The 22,014-nt window shown below is 68.2% G+C and carries 15 protein-coding genes and 4 pseudogenes; 16 read left to right on the forward strand and 3 right to left on the reverse strand.

Going from position 1 to position 22,014, the window contains the following annotated elements:
* Positions 1-11: 11 nt before the first annotated feature.
* Positions 12-357, reverse strand: a pseudogene (locus tag IE262_RS31105) (xylosidase); the annotation flags it as partial.
* A 468-nt stretch (positions 358-825) separates the two neighbouring features.
* On the opposite strand from IE262_RS31105, the gene IE262_RS31110 reads away from it, so the two are divergent.
* From IE262_RS31110 to IE262_RS31120, 3 genes are all read left to right on the forward strand, one after another.
* Entirely contained in the window at positions 826-2,367 is a 1,542-nt protein-coding gene (locus IE262_RS31110) for a ricin-type beta-trefoil lectin domain protein (protein WP_189878354.1), read from the forward strand.
* Between the two features lie 31 nt (positions 2,368-2,398).
* Positions 2,399-3,700 (forward strand): CE1 family esterase, encoded by a 1,302-nt coding sequence (locus tag IE262_RS31115; protein WP_189878356.1) that lies wholly within the window; start codon positions 2,399-2,401, stop codon positions 3,698-3,700.
* Positions 3,701-3,864: 164 nt separating this feature from the next.
* Complete coding sequence (locus IE262_RS31120; RefSeq protein WP_308432817.1) at positions 3,865-4,050, forward strand: hypothetical protein; 186 nt, start codon at positions 3,865-3,867, stop codon at positions 4,048-4,050.
* 18 nt (positions 4,051-4,068) lie between these two features.
* Here the strand turns inward: IE262_RS31120 and IE262_RS31125 are convergent.
* Positions 4,069-4,296, reverse strand: a pseudogene (locus tag IE262_RS31125) (IS110 family transposase); the annotation flags it as partial.
* A 142-nt stretch (positions 4,297-4,438) separates the two neighbouring features.
* On the opposite strand from IE262_RS31125, the gene IE262_RS31130 reads away from it, so the two are divergent.
* Positions 4,439-5,446: a helix-turn-helix transcriptional regulator gene (locus IE262_RS31130; RefSeq protein ID WP_189878358.1), complete on the forward strand. Its 1,008-nt coding sequence runs from the start codon at positions 4,439-4,441 to the stop codon at positions 5,444-5,446.
* 509 nt (positions 5,447-5,955) lie between these two features.
* On the opposite strand, the gene IE262_RS31135 is transcribed toward IE262_RS31130, so the two are convergent.
* Complete coding sequence (locus tag IE262_RS31135) at positions 5,956-6,738, reverse strand: transposase family protein (protein ID WP_229877615.1); 783 nt, start codon at positions 6,736-6,738, stop codon at positions 5,956-5,958.
* Positions 6,739-7,545: 807 nt separating this feature from the next.
* Here IE262_RS31135 and IE262_RS31140 point away from each other — a divergent pair.
* The 12 genes and pseudogenes from IE262_RS31140 to tpg all read left to right on the forward strand — a co-directional run.
* The gene (locus IE262_RS31140) at positions 7,546-8,727 is read left to right on the forward strand and encodes an ROK family transcriptional regulator (RefSeq protein ID WP_134042436.1); all 1,182 of its coding nucleotides are present in this window, start codon (positions 7,546-7,548) and stop codon (positions 8,725-8,727) included.
* 368 nt (positions 8,728-9,095) lie between these two features.
* Complete coding sequence (locus IE262_RS31145) at positions 9,096-10,619, forward strand: sugar ABC transporter ATP-binding protein (protein WP_189878360.1); 1,524 nt, start codon at positions 9,096-9,098, stop codon at positions 10,617-10,619.
* A complete protein-coding gene (locus tag IE262_RS31150) occupies positions 10,616-11,647 on the forward strand; it encodes an ABC transporter permease (RefSeq protein WP_189878362.1) in 1,032 nt (343 codons plus the stop codon). The genes IE262_RS31145 and IE262_RS31150 overlap by 4 nt, the downstream gene beginning before the upstream one ends.
* A 104-nt stretch (positions 11,648-11,751) precedes the next feature.
* Entirely contained in the window at positions 11,752-12,801 is a 1,050-nt protein-coding gene (locus IE262_RS31155; RefSeq protein WP_134042430.1) for a substrate-binding domain-containing protein, read from the forward strand.
* 67 nt (positions 12,802-12,868) lie between these two features.
* Positions 12,869-14,083 (forward strand): Gfo/Idh/MocA family protein, encoded by a 1,215-nt coding sequence (locus tag IE262_RS31160; RefSeq protein ID WP_189878364.1) that lies wholly within the window; start codon positions 12,869-12,871, stop codon positions 14,081-14,083.
* A gap of 32 nt (positions 14,084-14,115) precedes the next feature.
* The gene (locus IE262_RS31165) at positions 14,116-15,123 is read left to right on the forward strand and encodes a sugar phosphate isomerase/epimerase family protein (protein WP_189878366.1); all 1,008 of its coding nucleotides are present in this window, start codon (positions 14,116-14,118) and stop codon (positions 15,121-15,123) included.
* Between the two features lie 614 nt (positions 15,124-15,737).
* Positions 15,738-16,035: pseudogene (locus IE262_RS40720) on the forward strand (inositol-3-phosphate synthase); the annotation flags it as partial.
* Positions 15,949-16,989: pseudogene (locus IE262_RS31170) on the forward strand (alkaline phosphatase family protein); the annotation flags it as partial. The pseudogenes IE262_RS40720 and IE262_RS31170, both read left to right, overlap by 87 nt.
* 53 nt (positions 16,990-17,042) lie before the next feature.
* A complete protein-coding gene (locus tag IE262_RS31175; RefSeq protein ID WP_189878368.1) occupies positions 17,043-18,206 on the forward strand; it encodes a sugar phosphate isomerase/epimerase family protein in 1,164 nt (387 codons plus the stop codon).
* A gap of 306 nt (positions 18,207-18,512) precedes the next feature.
* A complete protein-coding gene (locus IE262_RS31180; protein WP_229877617.1) occupies positions 18,513-20,531 on the forward strand; it encodes a PQQ-dependent sugar dehydrogenase in 2,019 nt (672 codons plus the stop codon).
* 911 nt (positions 20,532-21,442) lie between these two features.
* Entirely contained in the window at positions 21,443-21,577 is a 135-nt protein-coding gene (locus tag IE262_RS40255; protein WP_268249589.1) for a hypothetical protein, read from the forward strand.
* Positions 21,578-21,585: 8 nt separating this feature from the next.
* The coding region (gene tpg, locus IE262_RS31185; RefSeq protein WP_189878372.1) for a telomere-protecting terminal protein Tpg at positions 21,586-22,014 on the forward strand (429 nt) is incomplete at its 3' end.

A 22,014-nucleotide genomic window follows, 5' to 3' on the forward strand; every position in this document is an offset into this window, starting at 1 on the left:
GGTGGGCCACTTCAGGGCGTGGCCGGCTCGAACCGCGTGGAGCGGACCGCGTTGCCGAGCGCCTGCGTGGCGTGATGGAAGAGGACGAATCGGTAGCCCATGAAGAACCGCCAGTCGTTGCCCAGGAGAAGGCGGGGTCGAGGCGGGTGAAGGTGGTGCCGTCGGTGCTGTAGGAGAAGGCGCCGGGGCGAGCCGCGCCGGGGCGGATGCTCGCGCTCGCGCGCAACCACAGCGCCCGACACGGCCGCGCTCGCGACCTCCGTGCCGGTGCCGGTGGTGTTCCAACTGCCGTCCATCGTCAGCCCGTTGACCATCACCACCCGGCGGCACGTCGCCGTCACGCTTGACGCCGATCAGGCCGGCGGCGGCCGTCAGGGCGCGGCGGCGGGATATTGATGCGCTCATGACAGGTCCATGGGGGCGTTCTCCCTGTGCGGCTCGGCCGTTGCGTGGTGGCGTTACCCGGAGATGCCTTGCTTCGTTCGCGCGGAGTGACTGCATCCCGGTTCGGGATGTCGAACGTGGGTCGATGTGCCGGGCATTCTGGATGATAGGAGGCCGGGGGACCCCGTCAATACCTTTCGCATGTTCGATCGCAGCCTCGAAACATTTCGGTGCGTCGGAGATGAGTCGTCGCAGGTCCCAATGGCGTCGGTGATATGGATGCGCCTGCGGTTGACACGTTCGGGCGTCCGTCTACCATCCGTGGCAGCGCGAGTTTCCGAATAGCATGCGAAATTTCGAACCGGCTTCCCCTCCTCGATGTCATGGACGTGACAGTTCCGTGCACCCGTCCATGGCGCCCATCCGGCAAAGGAGCCCTTGGTGCCCAGACGATCAGGCGGACTGCTGCTTCGCCTCCTCGCAGCCACCGTGCTGACGGTCACCTCGTCCGTGACGGCCTCCGCGCACTCCACCGCCGCGGCCGTGCCGGGCAGCCCAGCGCTCACCCCGCCGCTCGGCAGGAACAGCTGGAACAGCTTCGGGCGCGGGATCACTGAGGCGCAGGTCAGGGAGGCCGCCGACGCGATGGTGTCCTCGGGCATGAAGGACGCGGGCTACCAGTACGTCGTCGTCGACGACTGCTGGTTCGACCCGCAGCGTCACGCGGCGGGCCATCTCCGGGCCAATCCGGCCAAGTTCCCCAGCGGTATGAAGGCGCTCGGGGACTACATCCACGGCAAGGGCCTGAAGTTCGGGATCTGCCAGGTGCCGGGGGAGCGCACCTGCGCGCAGACCAGCGGCGCCTATCCCGGGTCGACGTGCGGCAAGGGGCACGAGTCCCAGGACGCTGCCACGTTCGCCTCGTGGGGCGTCGATCACCTCAAGTACGACTGGTGCTCCTCCAGTGGAACCCGCGACGAGCGGGGCGCGCGGTTCACGCTGATGCGCGACGCCCCGCGCGCCACCGGACGGCCGATCGTCCACAGCATCAACCCCAACAGCTTCCACGCCATCACCGGCGCCACGTACAACTGGGGCGAGGTCGCCGACCTGTGGCGGACCACCGAGGACGTGCTCGACATCTGGCAGAACAACAACACCAACAGCTGTCCGATGGGCGTGGGCAACGTCCTGGACGTCACCGCGCCGCTAGCGGCGCAGTCGGGTCCGGGTCACTGGAACGACCCCGACATGCTGGTCGTCGGTCGTCCTGGACTGTCACTGACCGAGTCCTGCTCCCACTTCGCCCTGCGGTCGCTGTTCTGGGCCCCTCGCATGGCCGGCAATGACATCCGCACCATGTCCGCCGACGTGAGCGCGATCCTGCGCAACCCGCGTCTGCCGACGGTGAACCAGGACTCGCTGGGGACGGGCGGGCGCAGGGTGCGCGACGACGGCGGCACCGAGGTGTTCGCCAAGCCCTTGTCCGACGGCTCGGTCGCGGTGGGTCTGTTCAACTGGGGCGAGGGTGCCGCGACGGTCACCACTACGACCGCGCAAGTCGGCCTGTCCGGCGCGCGGCGCCCGCCCAGCGCGCCCGGGTCGTTCGCCTTCACCGACCTGTGGACTGGAGGCACGTCGAGCTCGTCCGGGCAGATTTCGGCGAGCGTCCCCGCGCACGGCGTGGCTGTGTTCCGGGTGAGCGCGGGCAGCCCGCAGATGGCCACCACCTCGCGTCTGCGCGGCAGCGCATCCGGCCGCTGCCTGGAGGTGGACAACGCCTCCACCGCAGCCGGGGCCACCGCACTGATCTGGGACTGCCACATGGCCGCCAACCAGCTGCGGACCACGTGGGCCGGCGGCGAGATCCGCGTCTTCGGCGACAAGTGCCTGGACGCCTACAACCGGGGCACCATCAACGGCACCCGGGTCATCACCTGGCCCCGCAACGGCCAGGCCAACCAGAAGTGGACCCGCGCGTGAACAACCGCGGCTTCAGAAGGGGAGTTTCACGATGACGAGGACAAGATCCCTCTTATGGACCGCCGTGGTCGCGGTGCTGGTCGTCCTGAGCATGGGAGGCACGGCGCTGGGCCACGGCCGGGGCGGGAACGCCCCGCTCACGGCCTCCGGCACGGCTGCCGCATCCGTCGGCACCGCCGCCCCGAGCTCCGGTTGTGGCAAGGCCCCCAGCCTGACGAGCGGTACGCACACGATCCAGAGCGGCGGCAAGAACCGGAGCTTCATCGTGCGGATCCCCGACGGCTACGACCGCAACCGCGCCTACCGGCTGGTCTTCGGGTTCCACTGGCTGGGCGGCACCTCCACCGACGTCGCCACGGGCCGCACCGTGGAGACGGGCACCTGGGCCTACTACGGGCTCCAGCGACTGGCGAACAACAGTGCCCTCTTCGTCGCACCCCAAGGCCTCAACAATGGCTGGGCCAATGCCGGCGGGGAGGACGTCACCTTTGTCGACGACATGATCAGGCGGATCGAGGCGGACCTGTGCGTCGACACGACACAGCGCTTCGCTCTGGGATTCAGCTACGGCGCCGCCATGTCGTACGCTCTCGCATGTTCCCGCGCGACGGTATTCCGCGCGGTCGCGGTCCAAAGCGGCGGGCAACTCAGCGGATGCAGCGGCGGCACCCAGCCCATCGCCTACCTCGGAGTGCACGGCCTCAGGGACAGTGTCCTCGGCATCTCCGGCGGACGGGCGCTGCGGGACAGGTTCGTCAGGAACAACGGCTGCACGCCTCAGAACCCGCCGGAGCCGACGCAGGGCAGCCTGACGCACCGGGTCACCACCTACGCGGGCTGCTCGGCCGGGCATCCGGTCGCCTGGGCCGCGTTCGACGAAGGACACATCGCTGCTCCGCAGGACGGGGCCCCCGGTGACAGCGGCTCCAGGACCTGGGTTCCACAAGAGGTCTGGAAGTTCTTCACACAGTTCCAGACCTCCAACCCGCCCCCGGGGGCGGCGACCTGCCGGGTCACCAGCACCGTCAGCGCCTGGAACACCGGTCTGACGTCGAACATCACCATCGCCAACACAGGCACCATCGCGATCGACGGCTGGTCACTGGTCTTCACCCTGCCCGACGGCCAGACCATCACCAGCGCCTGGAACGCGGACTATTCGGCCGCCTCCGGCCGGGTCACGGCCCGGAACGTCTCCCACAACGCCACCATCGCTCCAGGCACGTCGGTCGAATTCGGCTTCCAGGCAGCCCACACCGGCCACACCGCCCCGCCGACGTCCTACACCCTCAACGGCACCGCCTGCGCTGTCACAGGGAGTGCCACGAAGTGACCGGGTGGTTCGGCCGGAGACCGGAGCCGGGAGCGCCGCCGGCTGTTCGGCCAAGGTTGTGGACTTGAGTAGGCGGTCTGTCTCTTTGACGCCATCCGCGGAGAGGGCGTCCCCGCGGATGGCTGTCATGGGGGCGCCGACGGCAGACAAGTGACCAAGCACTGGTGCTGTCGCACTGGCTGGAGAAGCTCCAGATGACGGACCTCAACCGGGTTGTCGACGATCCGGCGGTCTGGGCGCCGATCCATGGCACCGCCGGAACGCTCAACAAGACGCTTCCTGAGCGGTTCGCATCCGACTATGACGAGCGGCTTGAGGCGACTCGTCAGAGGCTTCGGCCGGAGGACTGATCGAGCGGTCTGAACTCCTCACCTGACTGCGGCGGGTTGGGGTTCATAGAAGGTTCCGTCGCGGAGCATCGCGAAGAGGACGTCGGCCCGGCGTCTGGCGAGGCAGAGCAGGGCCTGAATGTGGTGCTTGCCCTGGGCGATCTCCTTGTCGTAGTAGGCCCGCGATGCCGGGTCACCCAGAGCGGCGATCGCGGAGAGGAAGAAAGCCCGTTTGATCTGCTTGTTTCCTCTCCAATGATGATCACCTGCGGGCTCCAACCTATGCCCACCGCCCTCACGTTGGGAACCGCCTCCTCTCCCTCTGTTATGAAGCCGCTGAGATCTGCTCTTATGAGGAGAGCGTGAGGTAAGCCGTGTAGGGCTGCGTGAAGCGGCGAAGGGGGCGGCCATGTTGATCGAGACCGTGTTTCGCAGTGAGGATCTGCCGTCAGCAGATCGGTTCGACTGCTGGCGAGAACTGATCGGCCAGACGCATGCGCCGCTGGAGCTGCACAGTGACCACCGGGCAGATTTCCGTGCTTCTCAGCGCGTATTGAACCTTGGTGCCGTATTGGTGTGGCCGACAACTTTTCAGCCGGTGTGCTTTCGGCGTACGCCGAAGCTGATCAGGCAGTCCGACCCCGAAGGACTGCATCTTTCCCTCCCATTGAGCGGGGCGCTCCGCACTGTCCTGAGTGAGGAGGTGACCGTGCACAATCCCAACAGCCTGTTGTGTCGTCGACACCTCACGTTCCGTCGACGTTTACGGGGGCGATCGCACACAGGGATTGGGCTGGAGATCCCCAAGGCGGGGGTGGCCCTGCCCCGAAACAAAGTTGACCATGCGGCCCGGTTCAACCTGTCCGTGCAAGAAGGATTCGGCGCCCTGCTGGCACAGTTGCTCACCCAATTGGCTCAAGGCGTCGGCTCCTACCAGCCTGCCGACGGACCACGGCTCGGAGCAGTGGTGGCCGACCTGTTGACCGGGCTATTCGCCCACGCTCTGGAAGCCGAGAACTTACTCACGCCGGAATCTCACCGCCGGACCCTCGTCCTTCGCATCCGTGCCTTCGTCCGGAGCCACCTGCACGACCCGCAACTGACGCCGCGCAGCATTGCCACCGCCCACAACATCTCCGCCAGCTACCTGCACCGCCTCTTCCAGCACGAAGAGGAGACGATCGCAGCCTGGATACGTCATCAGCGGCTGGAGCACGCCCGCCGCGACCTTGTCGACCCGGCTTTGCGCACCACCCCCATCAACGCCATCGCCGCCCGCTGGGGCTTCCCTCGGGCCGCCGACTTCACCCGAGCCTTCCGCGCCGCCTACGGCATGCCGCCTAGCGACTGCCGGAACCAAGCAGACGCTTCAGATCGAGTTGACGCATTGCCAAGTCAATCAAGGACCCAGCGCTAACGACCGCCCCGCTGATCGCCCGGCATCCTGTAGGTGACTCCGATACGGACTCTCGGCCGCTCCTGCCGTGACGCCGAGTCGTACCGTAATGAATCCGATCGCAGGAGGAGAAATTGACTGGGCAGCGATTGTTGGGAACAGCAACAGCCGTATTGGCCTGTCTCGTTTCATGGACCCTCGCATCGAGCCCCGCGCAGGCAGCCAGCAACCGCACTACTGGATGTTTACAGACGAGTTTGACAAGAAACCACCCTATGGCAGCGGGGGAGATTGCCGGGAATGCGACGCGTCGAGTGGCCCTCATACCAACCTGCGTGAGAATGCCGGCATTACCGTCCAGATCCGTCTCATAGACAGCCGCGGCCGTACCGTTCCCGGTAGTTACGACAGGGCAGGGTGGCGGAACTATAACGATGCTGAGGCCGACTGCGAGTGACCTCGATATGCACCTTCGGCGCACATCTGTGACACCGGGTCGTTCCTTCCGCCGCACCTTCGTCGAGGCTGGCCTAACGACCTCGTGCACGGTAGGCGGTGCGGCGTCGAGAGTTTCGGTGGGGCTCGGTGTTCACATCTGCTGTGCCGGGATCAGGTCCGCGGTCCGCTGATGGGAGAGCAGGCTGGCGACGGCCTGGACGATGTCGCTCATGTGCTCGCGGCGGCCAAGGTGGCGGGACAGCGCCCGCCAGTTCTTCACGTGGGCGATGCCGTGCTCGACCCGGATGCGTCGCGAGGAGTGCGCATTGCGGTCGCGAGGAGTGCGCGTTGCGCTGGCGCTCGTACATCTGCTCGGACCAGTCCGGGGCATTCTTCTTGAACGTGCGGTGCGGTGGCGTCACTACCCGGCCGCCGGTCTGTGCTCCCAAGCCCTGGTAGTCGGCATCGGCGAGGATCTCCACCGCCGGACCGTCGGCCAGGATCTTGACCAGCCCTAACTGTCGGGCGTGCGTGATGTCCGCGCAGCTACCGGGCTTGTTGGGGCTACAGAACAGCACGTGGCCGTCCTCGTCCGTGAGCACCATGGCCTTGACGGCGTTCTGCTTGTTCTTGCCGGAGATGAACATGTCCCGGTCCTTGCGTCCGGCGGCCGGCCGCCGGACAGGGATCTCGGTGCCGTCGATGATGCCTGCCTTCCCGCTGGTGCTGAGATGGTCCACCACCTGGGCCAGGGTCTGGAGTCGAAGCCCCGGGCTGACGGAGCATCCCCGCTCGGCAAGCAGGGGCCGCACCTCGCCGATGGCCCGGGTGATGGTGGACCGGTCCATGTCGAACCAGCAGGCCAGCGATGCCACAAAGCGCCTATCTCCGCGATGAGTTCAGCGATCGCGCCGGCCGACAGGCCACTGATCCTTCGGTCGCTGGTGATCGCTGCCCGGGTCGTGTTCCCACCACACACTCGTCGTCAACGATCAGGAACCCGACGCCTCACCGCCTACCGTGCACGAGGTCGTTAGGAGGCGCCTGCGGAGTTCACCGAGCTGGCAGTTCGATCGACTGCCCCCAGGTTAGAGGTGTTTCCTATGACCTCGCCTGTGGAGTGCGTAGTGATCCTGGAGCCCGTAGCAAAGGGCGTTTGACCTGCTGGTTTCTGGTTCCCGGGGCGGCGGCCCAGGGGGAGTCGGACGAGGGCTGAACGCCCGTCGCCTCGTTGCGCCGGTGGACAACCGAACCGGCGGACAGGACGTGCCGGGTCGCCCCGGCCTTCAGGCGGGCAGCCACGTCACGGTGGTCGCGACAGCGACGAGTGATCAAACAGCCGATGCGGTCCCTCCCGTTCCCCTGCCTGGAACGTCACGGTGGCGGGAGCGCACGCAAACACCGACGCGCTGACCGGGGCGACAAGCGGGCACATCAGGGCTCTCCAGGGGTGATGACGGCCGCGCTCGGCCCGGCGGCCGTTCTGGAGCAGTGCTCTCGGAGACCACCCGTCCAGACTTTGTCCTGTGTGTGGAAAAAGAAGCGCCTGATTCGAGCGTAAGTACTTCCCACTCTGGAAAATCGTTGTTACGTTCCTTGCCGACAGCCTGACGGCGCAGTCGGCGGAGACAGGCGTCCGGGCCCCAGCCGTGGGTGAGGGGAGAGGAGGGATCGTGAGACGGATGACTGCTCGACCCGAGAACGTGCATCAGGCGCGGCTGCTTCGTCTACTGCGTGACAACGGGTCCAACTCTCGTGCCCAGATGGGTGATCTGGTGGACCTGTCCCGTTCGAAGCTGGCAGTCGAAGTGGACCGGCTGCTGGAGACGGGGCTGGTTGTCGCGGACGGGCTGGCCCCGTCCCGGGGCGGCCGGCGGTCGCACAACATCCGGCTCGCGCCGACACTGCGTTTCCTCGGTGTCGATATCGGTGCCACATCGATCGATGTCGCCGTGACGAACGCCGAGTTGGAGGTCCTGGGGCATCTGAATCAACCGATGGATGTCCGGGAGGGGCCGGTGGCGGTCTTCGAGCAGGTGCTGTCGGTGGCTGCCAAGCTGAAGGCCTCCGGTGTCGCGGAGGGTTTAGACGGCGCCGGTATCGGCGTCCCGGGACCGGTCCGCTTCCCCGAGGGCGTACCGGTCGCGCCGCCGATCATGCCCGGCTGGGACGGCTTTCCCATACGGGAGGCGCTCAGCCAGGAACTCGGCTGCCCGGTCATGGTCGACAACGACGTGAACCTGATGGCGATGGGGGAGCAGCACGCGGGCGTCGCACGCTCCGTGGGCGACTTCCTGTGCGTCAAGATCGGCACCGGCATCGGCTGCGGCATCGTCGTCGGCGGTGAGGTCTACCGGGGGACGACCGGCAGTGCCGGCGACATCGGTCATATTCAGGTGGAACCGGGAGGTCGCGCGTGTGCGTGCGGCAACCGGGGCTGTCTGGAAGCGCACTTCAGCGGTGCCGCGCTGGCCGATGACGCGGAGCAGGCCGCGCGTGAGGGCCGGTCGGTACAGCTCGCTGCCCGGCTCAAGACGGCCGGGCGTCTGACGGCCGAGGACGTGTCGGCTGCCGCGGCGGCAGGGGACACGGTGGCTCTGGAGCTGATCCGGGAGGGTGGGAAGCGTCTGGGGCAGGTCATCGCCGGCCTTGTCAGTTTCTTCAATCCGGGGCTGGTGGTGATCGGCGGCGGTGTGACCGGGCTCGGGCACACGTTGCTGGCCAGTGTCCGGACCCAGGTGTACCGGCAGTCGTTGCCGCTGGCCACGGGCAACCTGCCGATCGTGTTGGGGGAGTTGGGGCCGGCCGCCGGAGCCATCGGCGCCGCCCGGCTCATCAGCGACCACGTCTTCTCACCGGCCTGACCGCTGCCCGCACCCGCCGGCAACGGACCACCACTGGCGCCACTACAACCCCGTGGCGCCACTGGAACCGAGCGTCACTGCCATCCCATTGGCGATTCTGCGGACCCATCGCGCCTCGGCAACCCCACGGCGCCCTCGCAACACCCGTAGAGCCACCGCGCACCCACATCATCGCCTTAACCCCCGCATGAAGCGGCGGCCGCCACCACTGCATGGTTGCCGGCCATCAGGCCTGCCCTGCCCTGCCCTCCTCAGTCCCTACGTTCCAGCGCACACGACGCCAGGGGCATTCCAGAGCCGTCCACGTACCTGACCAACCCTGCCCAGCCCTGCCCGCTCACGGCCCGCATCCGCCGAGGGGAATCCTCATGGCACCACAACCACCCCTGCTCACCATGTCCGGTATCACCAAGTCGTTCCCGGGCGTTCGCGCCCTTGACGGCGTGGATCTTGAGGTCCAGGCCGGTGAGGTCCACTGCCTGCTCGGCCAGAACGGGGCCGGCAAGTCCACTTTGATCAAAGTGCTCGCCGGAGCTCACCAGCCGGACAGTGGTGAGATCACCTGGCGCGATAAGCACGTGACCCTGGGGTCACCGATCGCCGCCATGCGTCTCGGTATCGCCACCATCTACCAGGAACTCGACCTGATCGAGGGGCTGTCCGTCGCGGAGAACGTCTTCCTCGGGCACGAACCCACCTCCGCCGGGTTCGTCGTGCGCGGCTCTGCCGCCCGCACGGCGACCGCGGAGTTGCTGAAACGTCTGGGGCACTCGGAGATCGATCCGACGACGCTCGTCGGCGACCTGTCCGCGGCGCAGCAGCAGATCGTCTCGATGGCCCGCGCGCTGTCCCACGAGGTGCGGTTGATCGTGATGGACGAGCCGTCGGCGGCGCTCGACCCCGAAGAGGTCGACAACCTTTTCAGGATCGTGGGCGATCTGACGGCGGACGGTGTCTCCGTCATCTACATCTCCCACCGTCTTGAGGAGATCCGGCGCATCGGTGACCGGGTCACGGTCCTGAAGGAGGGCCGGTCGGTCGCGGGCGGGCTGCCTGCCGAGACGACGCCGACCGATGAGGTCGTGGCCCTGATGACCGGGCGGAATGTGGAGTACGTCTTCCCCGAGCGCCCCAAGGCCGGGTTCGCCGCAGGGAGAGACCCCGTGCTGACGGTCGAAGGGCTGACCCGGCGAGGGGAGTTCGCCCCCGTCGATCTGGAGCTGCGGCCCGGTGAGATCGTCGGTCTGGCCGGGCTCGTCGGGTCCGGGCGCAGCGAGATCCTGGAGACGATCTACGGGGCTCGCAAGCCCGACGGCGGCCGTGTCCTCATCGACGGCGCACCCCTGCGCCCCGGAAGTGTCCGTGCCGCCGTCCGCGCCGGCATCGGCCTCGCGCCCGAGGAACGCAAGGCGCAGGGCCTGCTGATGCTGGAGTCCGTCAGCAGCAACGTCTCGATCTCCACCCTGTCCCGGTTCGCCCGCGCGGGCTGGCTCGACCGGCGTAACGAACGAGCTGCGGCGCACCAGGCGGTTCGGGAACTGTCCCTCCGGCCGGACAATCCCGATGCCGCGATCAGGACCCTGTCCGGTGGCAACCAGCAGAAGGCGGTGCTCGCACGGTGGCTGTTGCGAGGCTGCAAGGTGCTGTTGCTGGACGAGCCGACCAGGGGTGTCGACATCGGCGCCCGGGCGGAGCTTTACGCGGTGATTCGCCGGCTGGCCGACGAGGGCCTGGCCGTACTTCTCGTGTCCAGTGAGGTGCCCGAAGTGCTGGGTCTCGCCGACCGGGTGCTGGTGCTCCGTGAAGGCAGCGTCGTGCACACGGCGGACGCCCGGGAGCTCGACGAGCACCGTGTACTTGATCTTGTGATGGAAGGGAGCCTGACGCCATGACGCAGCCGGCCACTGCGGCGCAGAAGCAAGCGCCGACGTCCGCCGCCAAGTCCGCGGGGGACCAGGAGAGTTCGCGCCGACCCGGACTGCGGTGGGACGTGCGCAGTCTGTCCTTGCTCGGAGTCCTCGCCGTCCTCGTCGCGGTCGGTGGGATCACCGCACCGGACCAGTTCCTGGCGTGGAGCAATCTGCAGCTCGTTCTCACCCAGGCGTCCGTGATCGGCGTCGTCACCGTCGGTATGACGTTCGTCATCACCAGCGGAGGGATCGACCTGTCGGTCGGCGCGATGGTGGCGCTCGCCTCGGTGTGGGCGACGACCGTGGCCACGCAGGAGTTCGGCTTCGCGGGCATCCTCTTCACCGCGGTGATCGTCGGTGTGGGCTGTGGTCTCGTCAACGGTCTGCTGATCGCCTACGGCAGGATGGTGCCGTTCATCGCGACGCTGGCCATGCTCGCCTCCGCTCGTGGCCTGGCGTTGCAGATCACGGACGGCAGCACCCAGGTCGTGACCGTCGGATCGGTGCTCGATCTCGGTGCCAGGGACGCCTACATTCTCGGCATCCCGCCCCTTGTTCTGATCTTCGCCGCTGTCACCGTCATCGGCTGGCTGCTGCTCAACCGCACCACCTTCGGTCGGCGCACCGTCGCGGTCGGCGGCAACGCGGAAGCGGCACGCCTCGCCGGCATCGACGTCCGGCGCCAGCGCCTGTACCTGTACCTGCTGTCCGGACTGTGCTGCGGTATCGCCGCGTTCATGCTGATCGTCCTCTCCGGTTCCGGTCAGAACACCAACGGCAACCTCTACGAGCTGGACGCCATCGCCGCGGCGATCATCGGCGGCACCCTGCTCAGCGGCGGTCGCGGCACCATCATCGGCTCCGTCCTCGGTGTCCTGGTCTTCACCACGATCACCAACATCTTCGCCCTGAACAACCTTGAGACCGCTGTCCAGCAGATCGCGAAGGGCGCCATCATCGTCGCCGCCGTCCTGGTCCAGCGCCGCTCGATGCGCGGCGGCGACGCCTGACCGCCGTGCATCGCCGCCGGACGGCGGCCCCTGACACCGCCGTCCGGCACCCCCGCCACGTCCTCCATCCGACGCCCACCGCCCCATCGAAGGGTCCACCCGCCATGGCACGAACCCCCGCCACCAGCCGCAGATCACTCCTGTTCGGCACCGCAGCCGTTTCCGCCGGCGCGCTGCTGACGGCCTGCACCAGCAATGAGCCCACGAACCAGGAAAAGGCCGCGGACAACGCCGCCCCGGCCGCGGACGACAAGCCGGGCAAGCCTGTCACCATCGGCTTCGCCGGCCCCCAGGCCGACCACGGCTGGCTCAACGCCATCAACGACAACGCCAAGACGCGAGCGAAGAAATACTCCGACGTCACGCTGGAGATCACCGAGGGCTCCAACGACACCGCCCAGCAGATCGGCCAGATCCAGACGCTGATCAACAAGAAGGTCGACGTCCTGGTGATCCTGCCGGCCGACGGCAAGGCGCTCACCCAGGTCGGCCTGCAGGCCATGAGGGCGGGTATCCCCGTCGTCAACCTGGACCGTGTGTTCGCCTCCCCGCAGGCGTACCGCTGCTGGATCGGCGGCGACAACTACGGCATGGGACTCAACGCCGGCCACTACATCGGCGAACAGCTCAAGGACAAGAAGAACGCCAAGGTCGTCGAACTCGCCGGCCTCGACAACCTCGAACTGACCCAGCAGCGCACCAAAGGCTTCAACGACGCCCTGAAGAACTACCCGAACATCAAGAAGGTGGCCCGGCAGGCGGCCGACTTCACGGTCGAGTCAGGCCAGGCCAAGATGGCGCAACTGCTGCAGGCCCAGTCGAGCTTCGACGCGCTGTGGAACCACGACGACGATCAGGGCGTGGGCGCGCTGCGCGCCATCGACCAGGCCGGTCGCGACGACTTCCTTATGGTCGGCGGCGCGGGAGCCAAGTCCGCGATGGACGCCATCAAGGCCGGCAACAGCGTGCTCAAGGCGACCGTCCTGTACCCGCCGACGATGGCCGCTTCCGCCATCGATCTCGCCCGGGCGCTCGGGCAGGGGAAGGGCGTCGGCGGCCTCGCCGAATTCGAGATCCCGACCTCGCTGACCCTCTACTCGGCCGTGGTCACCAAGGACAACGTCGACCAGTACCTGCCGACCGGCTTCATCTGACCGGTCCGGGCCGTGTGCCCCACGAACACAGCGATGAGTCAGTGAACTCCGACGAGGAGAAATCCGTATGGAACAGAGCGACAGTCGGACCGCACCGCCGGCACTCGGCGTGGGCATGGTCGGCTACTCGTTCATGGGGGCCGCGCACTCACAAGGATGGCGCACCGTAGGGCACGTGTTCGACCTGCCGCTGCGGCCGGTCCTGGCCGCGATCGCCGGCCGCGACGCGCACGCCGTGCGGGCGGCGGCCGACAAGCACGGCTGGGCCGCGGCGGAGACCGACTGGCGCGCCCTCATCGCCCGCGACGACGTGCAACTCGTCGACATCTGCACCCCGGGCGACAGCCATGCGGAGATCGCGATCGCGGCGCTGGAGGCGGGCAAGCACGTACTGTGCGAGAAGCCGCTGGCCAATTCGGTCGCCGAGGCGGAGGCCATGGTCACGGCCGCCGAAGCGGCCCGCTCGCGCGGCCAGTTGGCCATGGTGGGCTTCAACTACCGGCGCGTGCCCGCCCTCACCTACGCCCGCCGGCTCATCGCCGACGGCAGGCTCGGCACGTTGCGCCACGTACGCGTCAGCTACCTCCAGGACTGGCTGGTCGACCCCGACTTCCCGCTGACGTGGCGGCTGCAGCGGGAGCACGCGGGGTCGGGGGCGCTCGGCGATCTCGGCGCGCACATCGTCGACCTCGCCCAGTACCTGGTGGGGGAGGTGGTGGTCGGGGTCTCCGCCCAGATGGAGACCTTCGTCAAGGAACGCCCCCGCCTCGACGGTGCCTCCTCCGGCCTGACCGCGTCCGGCGCAACCCGGCGCGGGCCGGTGACGGTCGACGACGCGGCCGTCTTCACCGGCCGGCTCGCGTCGGGGGCGCTCGCCACGTTCGAGGCGACCCGTATGGCGTCGGGGCGCAAGAACGCCCTGAGGCTGGAGGTGAACGGCGAGTTCGGTTCGCTCGCCTTCGACCTGGAGAGGCTCAACGAACTGTCCTTCCACGACCATCGGGAGCCCGCCGCGACGGCGGGGTTCCGCAGGATCGTCGTCACCGAGGCCGAGCACCCGTACCTGGAGGGCTGGTGGCCGCCGGGTCACGCGCTCGGCTACGAGCACACCTTCGCCCACCAGGCCCGCGACCTGGTCGAGGCCATCGCGTCCGGCACCGACCCGAGGCCGTCGTTCGCCGACGGTCTGCAGGTGCAGCGGGTGCTCGCCGCGGTGGAGGAGAGCGCGCAGAAGAACTCCGTCTACACCCCTGTCCAGGCCGTCGAGGCTGAAGTCCGGTAGAGATCCGGCGAGGAACCCCGCTCGGAGGCACCATGTCACGCCCGTTCACCCTGTTCACCGGTCAGTGGGCCGATCTGCCGTTGGAGGAGGTCTGCCGACTGGCCGCCGACTTCGGCTACGACGGCCTCGAACTCGCCTGCTGGGGCAACCACTTCGAGATCGACAAAGCCCTGACCGATCCGTCCTACCTGGCCGGTCGGCACGCTCTGCTGGAGAAGTACGGCCTGAAGTGCTGGGCGATCTCCAACCACCTTGTCGGCCAGGCCGTCTGTGACAACCCCATCGACGAACGGCACCAGGGCATCCTGCCCGCCCGGATCTGGGGCGACGGGGAGCCAGAAGGCGTACGCCGACGGGCCGCGGCCGAGATCAAGAACACGGCGCGGGCCGCGGCCGCCTTCGGCGTCGACACGGTCGTCGGTTTCACCGGATCGTCGATCTGGCATCTGGTGGCGATGTTCCCGCCGGTACCGGAGCGGATGATCGAGCGCGGTTACGAGGACTTCGCGGAGCGCTGGAATCCGATCCTGGACGTGTTCGACGCCGAGGGCGTCCGCTTCGCCCACGAGGTCCACCCGAGCGAGATCGCCTACGACTACTGGACTACCAAGCGCGCCTTGGAGGTGGTGGACAACCGCCCGGCCTTCGGGCTCAACTTCGACCCCAGCCACTTCGTCTGGCAGGACCTGGACCCGGTCGGCTTCCTCTACGACTTCCGGGACCGGATCTACCACGTCGACTGCAAGGAGGCCCGCAAGCGTCTGGACGGGCGCAACGGGCGGCTCGGCTCCCATCTGCCCTGGGGTGACCCGCGGCGCGGTTGGGACTTCGTCTCCGCCGGGCACGGCGACGTCCCCTGGGAGGACGTGTTCCGGATGCTGCGCTCGATCCGCTACGACGGGCCGATCTCCGTGGAGTGGGAGGACGCCGGCATGGACCGCCTCGTCGGTGCGGCGCAGGCACTCGCCCATCTGAAGCGATTCGACTTCGACCCGCCTTCGGCATCCTTCGACGCCGCCTTCGGAGGTGGCGACAACTAGACGCTCCCCAGTAAGAGGTGCGATATGCCGCCGGTTTGAGCGGCGCCGTCGCCGCAGGGCCGTCGTGGCAGGTCGCGCCCTCGCGACGGAGCCGTAAATCGGCACAGCCTGCCCAGTTGGGGCGCTGACGAACCGTAGCTGCCTTCCCCCGACCTACTGAGAGCGGACCAGGTCAGTGCCCGGTGGCGGAGAGCCGCCGGGCTGGTCCGGGCTGCCCGGACACGGCTTTGTCCTGACTCGGGAAGAAGTTTGCGTCTTTGTTGCGCAAGGGGTTCCGGTCAAGAACGAACGAGGCTACGGTCCCTTCGTGCACAGGCACCACACAGTGGTTTGAGACAAGATGGCGCGTTCAGGTCGCGCGGCGCGCCGCGCGTTTGACCGGCCTACGGAGGACGGCCCGACACAGCGCAGGGCCAAGAAATCTCAGGTACCCCGCATTTCTCACCGGCGGCCCTTGCCGCCCCCTCGCACGCCGTAACCGCGCCAACCACAGAGCAGCCTTCCTCGGTCGCGGCCAAAGCCGCCCAAATGCCGGCGGTGGGCGGGAGACCCCCGAGCCCCCACTCACCGTCCTCCAACCACATCGGAACATCGACATGGCAGGGAGGCAGCCCGTGAACAACGACGGGAACGCATCGGAGCCCCACATCGGCGGGCGGACCGCACACACCGGTGTCTGGTTCGTCGGAGCCCGTGGATCGGTGGTCACCACTGCCGTCGCCGGATGCGCGGCGATCACCGCCGGACTGCAGCCGCCGACCGGCATGGTCACCAAGACTCCTCCGCTCGACGGCACAGGCCTGCCGCCCCTGCCCTCACTCGTCTTCGGTGGCCATGACACCGCCTACTGCCCGCTGCCCAAGCGGGCCGAACACCTCACTGACGCGGGCGTCCTGCCACACGGGCTCGCCCCCGGCCCCGCACGACGAACGCACCGAGAAGCTCGGTACCTTCCCGCACTTCCACTTCTGGGGCCCCGGCGCGGCCATCGTCTCCAGCCAGTGGATCGCCGACGCGACCCGCCAGGTCATGCGCACCCGCCGGCCCGACCTGCCCCTGTGCTACCTGCCACATCTGGACTACGGCCTTCAGCGGTTCGACCCCGACGACCCGCGCTCGCACCGCGCGGCCCGGCGAACCCGACGCCGTCATCGGCCCGTTGCTCGACGACGCCCGCGCCGAGGGCCGCACGGGCGTCGCCCTGTCCGAGTAGGGCATCACCCGCGTCGGCCGCCCCGTCGACATCAACCGCGCCCTGCGGCATGCCGGACTTCCCGAGGTCCACACCCAGGACGGCATGGAAGATCTCGACCCGATGCCGTCCCGCGCCGTCGCGGTCGCCGACCACCAACCGGCACACGTCTACGTCCGCCGACCCGAGGACCTGGCAGCCACCCGCGAGGCGCTGAAGGACCCGCCGGGCATCGACGAGATACTCGACGACGACGGCAAGAAGGCAAACGGGCTCGATCACCCGTGTTCCGGGGAACCGGACGCGGTCGCCGCATCGGACGCCTGGTTCACGTACTACTACTGGCTCGACGGCGCCCGCGCCCCCGACGTCGCCCAGCTCGTCGAGATCCACCGCAAACCCGCTACGACCCGTCGAGCTGTTCATGATCCCGAAGATCCTTACGTGCGGCTCAAGGCAGCCAAGCCGGTGGCCCGCAAGAAGCTCGGCATGCGCTACCGGCTCGCCGTCGTACCCCTTGACGCCTCACCCGTACGCGGCAGCCACGGCCGCCTCCCCACGAGCGACGAAGAAGGTCCGCTCGTCCTGGTCTCCACCCCCCCCGCGCAGTATCCGGCCGCGTAGCGGCCACCGAGGTGAAGTCCCTGCTCCTGCGGCTCACCGGCCTCTTCTGAGGCGGTAGCCGTCGGGCACTCGCAGCACTGCGACAACGAAAGAGAGAACCACTGTGACCGCGTTCAACGACGAAGCCGTCACCGGCGACGCACTGCGCCGCGCACTCGGCGTCAGCCGCCGCCGTTTCCTCAGCACCTGCACAGCCGCCACCGCCGCGGCGGTGGCCGCCCCGGTCTTCGGCGCCGCGCCCGCCCTGGCGCAGGACGGAGCGGAAGCCGAAAGCCATGACGGTGGGCGTTCCGCTCTGGTCCCGCCGCACAAGCGCGGCATCATCCTCTACACCGTGCGTGACGCGATCGGCCGCGACCCGTTGGCCTCCGATCTGCCCTCCGGTTTCCGTGAGGTGTTCAAGCAGCTGTCGCGCTTCGGCTACCGCCAGGTGGAGTTCGCCGGCTACGGCCAGCACGCCAACGCGCCCGGCGGCGCCGATCTGGGCACCGTCCAGGGCGCGAAGCTGCTGCGCTCCTGGCTCGACGAGTACGGCCTGCGGGCGCAGGGCAGCCACGGATTCATCCCCCCGTCCTGGCCGCTGACCCCGTCCGACCTGGACACCTTCAAGCGCTACCTGGACATCGCCAACATCCTTGGCATGGAGCACATGGGGACCGGCGGCGACCCCACCGGCACCCCCTACCGGGCCGACTGGGACCTCGCCGCCCAGAAGTGGAACACCTTGGGCGCCATCGCCCGCCGTGAAGGCATCAAGCTCTACACCCACAACCACGACAGCGCCTACGACTTCCTGCTCGACGGCGGCCCGCTCGACGCCCAGGGCCGGCCGACCCGCAGCTCCGGTATCCGGAAGCTGGAGTACTTCCTGAAGGTGACGGACCGCAAGAGCGTCTATCTGGAGCTGGACGTCTTCTGGGCGCACGTGGCCCAGTACAAGTTCCACACGTACATCGCCCACGACGGCTCGCAGCGTGAGAGTGTCTTCGACCCGGCCGGACTCGTGGTCCGCAACACCAACCGCTTCCCGCTCTTCCACGCGAAGGACGGCGTGGTCAATCCGCAGAGTGGCCTGGGCTACGACATGGTGCCCTTCGGCACGGGGGACATCGACTACAGGGCGTTCTTCACCCGGGTGGGTGCGAAGAACTACCACAACCCGATGGTCGAGCAGGACAACGCACCGAGCGCGAGCGTTCCCGGGCAGTCCCTGGAGTATGCGCGGGTCGGCTACAACAACCTCGCGGCCCTGCGCGCCCGTAGCTGACGCAGCGCCATGCGCCATGCCCGCCCCGCGTCTTGGCGCGGGGCGGGTCCCCGATGTGCCCGAAAAGACATGAAATCCAAGGGCGAACTTTCCTGGAAAAGATTGAAACTTTGTCCTTGACGAGTTGAAAGTGGGCGCTCTAGCGTCCAACTCACGCATTTCGCCTGGCTTTTCACCCTCTGGCCCGGACCAAAGGAGTTCTGAGTGCGCAACAGACGGATCGTCACACTCTTGGGGGCGGCTGCGTTGGCCGGAGCCGTCGGGCTCCTGCCCCTCTCCGTAGCCCAAGCCGGCCCATCAGACCCCGTGCCGCCGGCTTCGTCGGACTTCCAGAAGGTCACTCTCAACGACCGCCCGGGCGAGCCCATGGCCCTGGCGGTCCTGCCCGACCGGCGGGTGCTGCACACGGCGCGTACGGGAGAGGTCCGCATCCACGACCCCAAGAGCGGCGTGAACTTCCTCGCCGCCGACATGAAGAAGAGCCCCGCCGGGCTCTACCAGCACGACGAAGAAGGCGTGCAGGGCATCGCCGTCGACCCCGGCTTCGCCAAGAACCACTGGGTCTACCTCTACTACTCGCCCCGCCTGGACACCCCCATGGACGACCCGGCCACCCCGGGCGTCAACGAAGGGGACGCACCGCAGTCCGGCACGGCCGAGGACTTCGCCAAGTACAAGGGCGTCACACGGCTGTCGCGGTTCAAGCTCGTGGGCGACAAGCTCGACTACGCCACCGAGCAGAAGATCATCGACGTGCCGGCCGACCGCGGCCTCTGCTGCCACGTCGGCGGCAAGATCGACTTCGACCACAAGGGCAACCTGTTCCTGTCGACCGGCGACGACACCAATCCGTTCTCCTCCGACGGCTACGCCCCGCTCGACGACCGACCCGACCGCAACCCGGCCTACGACGCGCGGCGCACCTCGGGCAACACCAACGACCTGCGCGGCAAGGTCCTGCGCATCAAGGTAAAGCGCGACGGCGGCTACGCGATACCGGACGGCAACCTCTTCGCGCCGGGCACCCCGAAGACCCGCCCGGAGATCTACGCCATGGGTCTGCGCAACCCGTTCCGCTTCGGGGTGGACGACAAGACGGGCGAGGTCTACGTCGGCGACTACTCACCCGACGCCAAAAACGCCAACCCCGACCGCGGCCCCGCCGGCCAGGGGCGCTGGATGGTCATCGACCGCCCCGCCAACTACGGCTGGCCGTTCTGCGTGACTCAGGACATGCCGTACCAGGACTACGACTTCGCCACCAAGACCTCCAGCGGCGCGTTCAACTGCGCCAAGCCGGTCAACGACTCGCGCCACAACACCGGCCGGAGCGTGCTGCCCCCGGTCACGGACGCGGAGATCGTCTACGGCTACGACGCCTCCCCGACGTTCCCCGAACTCGGCACGGGCGGCATCGGCCCCATGGGCGGCCCGGCGTACCGCTACGACCAGCGGAACCAGGCCCAGAATCGCTGGCCCCAGTACTTCGACGGCAAGCCGCTCTTCTACGAGTGGACCCGCGACCAGATGAAGGCCATCACCCTCGGCAAGAAGAACGAGGTCCAGAAGATCGAGGACGCGATCCCCTCGATCACAACGGACGGCCCGATCGACGCCGAATTCGGCCCGGACGGCGCGCTGTACGTCCTTGAGTACGGCACCGGGTACTTCGCGGAACTGCCCGAGGCCCAGCTCTCCCGCATCGACTTCACTCGGGGCAACCGCACCCCGGAGCCCAAGGTCGCCGCGGACGTGGTCAACGGCACCAGCCCGCTGACGGTCCAGCTCTCCAGCGCCGGCACGAAGGACGCCGACGGTGACGCCCTCCGCTACGCCTGGGACTTCGACGCCGACGGCACCGTGGACTCCAGGGAGGCGAACCCGAAGCACACGTTCACCAAGAACGGCGTCTACGACGCCACGCTGAAGGTCACCGACAGCACCGGGCGCTCGGCCTCCGCGTCCGTTCCCGTCGTCGTCGGCAACAAGGCACCGGTCGTCTCCCTCACCACCGACCCGGCTCCGCACGGCGGCACGGCGTTCCACTGGGGTGACACGGTCACCTGGAAGGTCACCGTCACCGATGACCAGCCGGTGGACTGCTCGAAGGTCAGCGTCTCGTTCATCCTCGGCCACGACTCGCACGGCCACCCGCTGTCGACGAGCAACGGCTGCTCCGGATCGTTCGAGACGTTCGTAGACGGCGGTCACGCCGGTGCGGACAACCTGAAGGCCGTCTTCAACGCCACCTACCAGGACTCACCCCCGGACGGCTTGCCGTCCCTCTCGGGCAGCGCCGAGGTCGCACTGACCCCGGTCGACTGACCGGCGGCGGGGGACACCGCGGCGGGGCGCCACCTGGGCTGCCCCGTTGCCGTGGTACTGCGACCCGATTCCCAGACGTCCACGGACGCGATACTCCCGCCCAGTAACGGACGTAGCCGCTGTGGGCCTTACGGTTCTCCGGCCGTGAGGCCGCAGCGTTTCGCCGTGCGGGCAGGTGTTCCGACCATCGAGGGCAGCCGGCCCCGGACCGTGATGCCCCGTTCCGCTACCTCAAGGAATCAGGCCCGCGAGCGACGCACGTATGACGCACGAAGCTCCCCGAGGGCTTGCATTTAGCCTCGAAACCTCTACTGACCTGCATGTTTCCTGGCCAGGGTCAGACTGCACGCCTTCCCGATGACGCATCATGTGGAGTGTGTCGCCGTGCGGTAGCTGAAGGAAAAGCAGCCGGGTTCCGGCGCCGCTGATGGCGGCGGCTGTCGCGCTGCCCCCGTACTTCGGAGGGCCGGACGCTTCTGTGGAGCGGGCGTTCACCGGTCCTGGTCTGCCCCGGTGGCATGGCCTCGACTCGTGTGCGTACCGCCCTCACGTACTCGGTCAGCTGAGTGGCGTGGCGCCATGCCTCTTCCTGGGCTTCAAGGTGCCTGACGCGGTACGCCTCCGCATACCGGATGCGGGCTTGTTCCATGGCGGCTTCCCAGCGGATGCGCTTCTGGCGTGCCGCTTCGGCCTCGTCCTGGCGTCTGCGTTCGGCTGCTTCGCCGCGAAGAATGACCTCCTGTGCGATCTCGGCGAGCTGCTCTTCGAGGGGGCGGCCGGGAGCGTCGGCCCATTCGCTCGCCACCGACACCATCAGGCCCGCCGCTTCGGACGGATCCGCCCCAAGCTCCGCGCCATCGCTGGAGGCCGACGCGGAGCGGGAGCGGACGCTGGACCGCTTGGAGGCGCGCATGGAGGCCCTGCAGTTCTCCATGCGCGCCCGCCGCGGATCGCTTCGGTTCGAACTCTGGCGGCACGACCTGCACGAGACCTGGTTCCGGCTGGTCGACCCCGACGGCCAGGACCCCGCCCCTGAAGGGAGTTGAGCACCGCCGTGGAGATCCATGACGCGATCGAGCAGGCCGACCGGGAGGGCCTCACCCGGGAGCCGCCGAAGACCCTGAAGGGCCAGATCGGCTACCTGCTCAAGCAGCTGGGCAGCGCGAAGGCCGTCGCTCAGGAGATCGGTGTCACCGCCGACTCCGTCAACCGCTACCGGCGCGGCGCCCGCAAGCACGCCCGCGCCGACGTCGCTGCGAAGATCGACGACGCCGTACGGCAGCGGTGGCAGCCGCAGGTACGCAAGCGCCGACAGCGCCAGGCCGCCACCACCGGCGGGATCACGGTGGAGACCCGCGTCCGCTTCGGGTATACCGCACCGGTAGGCGCGACCGACGACGGCCGCTTCCGGCGACTCACCGTGCACCTCCCCCGTTATGTTCTTCGCGGTCCTGCAAGAGGGCCGCTGGCCTCCGGGCCCGGC

Source organism: Streptomyces bluensis, assembly GCF_014650715.1.
Classification (GTDB): Bacteria; Actinomycetota; Actinomycetes; order Streptomycetales; family Streptomycetaceae; genus Streptomyces; species Streptomyces bluensis.

Bases quoted from the DNA above. Each gene is read 5' to 3' on its own strand.
- IE262_RS31115 (WP_189878356.1), top strand. From the start codon at position 2,399: ATGACGAGGACAAGATCCCTCTTATGGACCGCCGTGGTCGCGGTGCTG.
- IE262_RS31130 (WP_189878358.1), top strand. From the start codon at position 4,439: ATGTTGATCGAGACCGTGTTTCGCAGTGAGGATCTGCCGTCAGCAGAT.
- IE262_RS31140 (WP_134042436.1), top strand. From the start codon at position 7,546: ATGACTGCTCGACCCGAGAACGTGCATCAGGCGCGGCTGCTTCGTCTA.
- IE262_RS31145 (WP_189878360.1), top strand. From the start codon at position 9,096: ATGGCACCACAACCACCCCTGCTCACCATGTCCGGTATCACCAAGTCG.
- IE262_RS31150 (WP_189878362.1), top strand. From the start codon at position 10,616: ATGACGCAGCCGGCCACTGCGGCGCAGAAGCAAGCGCCGACGTCCGCC.
- IE262_RS31155 (WP_134042430.1), top strand. From the start codon at position 11,752: ATGGCACGAACCCCCGCCACCAGCCGCAGATCACTCCTGTTCGGCACC.
- IE262_RS31160 (WP_189878364.1), top strand. From the start codon at position 12,869: ATGGAACAGAGCGACAGTCGGACCGCACCGCCGGCACTCGGCGTGGGC.
- IE262_RS31165 (WP_189878366.1), top strand. From the start codon at position 14,116: ATGTCACGCCCGTTCACCCTGTTCACCGGTCAGTGGGCCGATCTGCCG.
- IE262_RS40255 (WP_268249589.1), top strand. From the start codon at position 21,443: ATGGAGGCCCTGCAGTTCTCCATGCGCGCCCGCCGCGGATCGCTTCGG.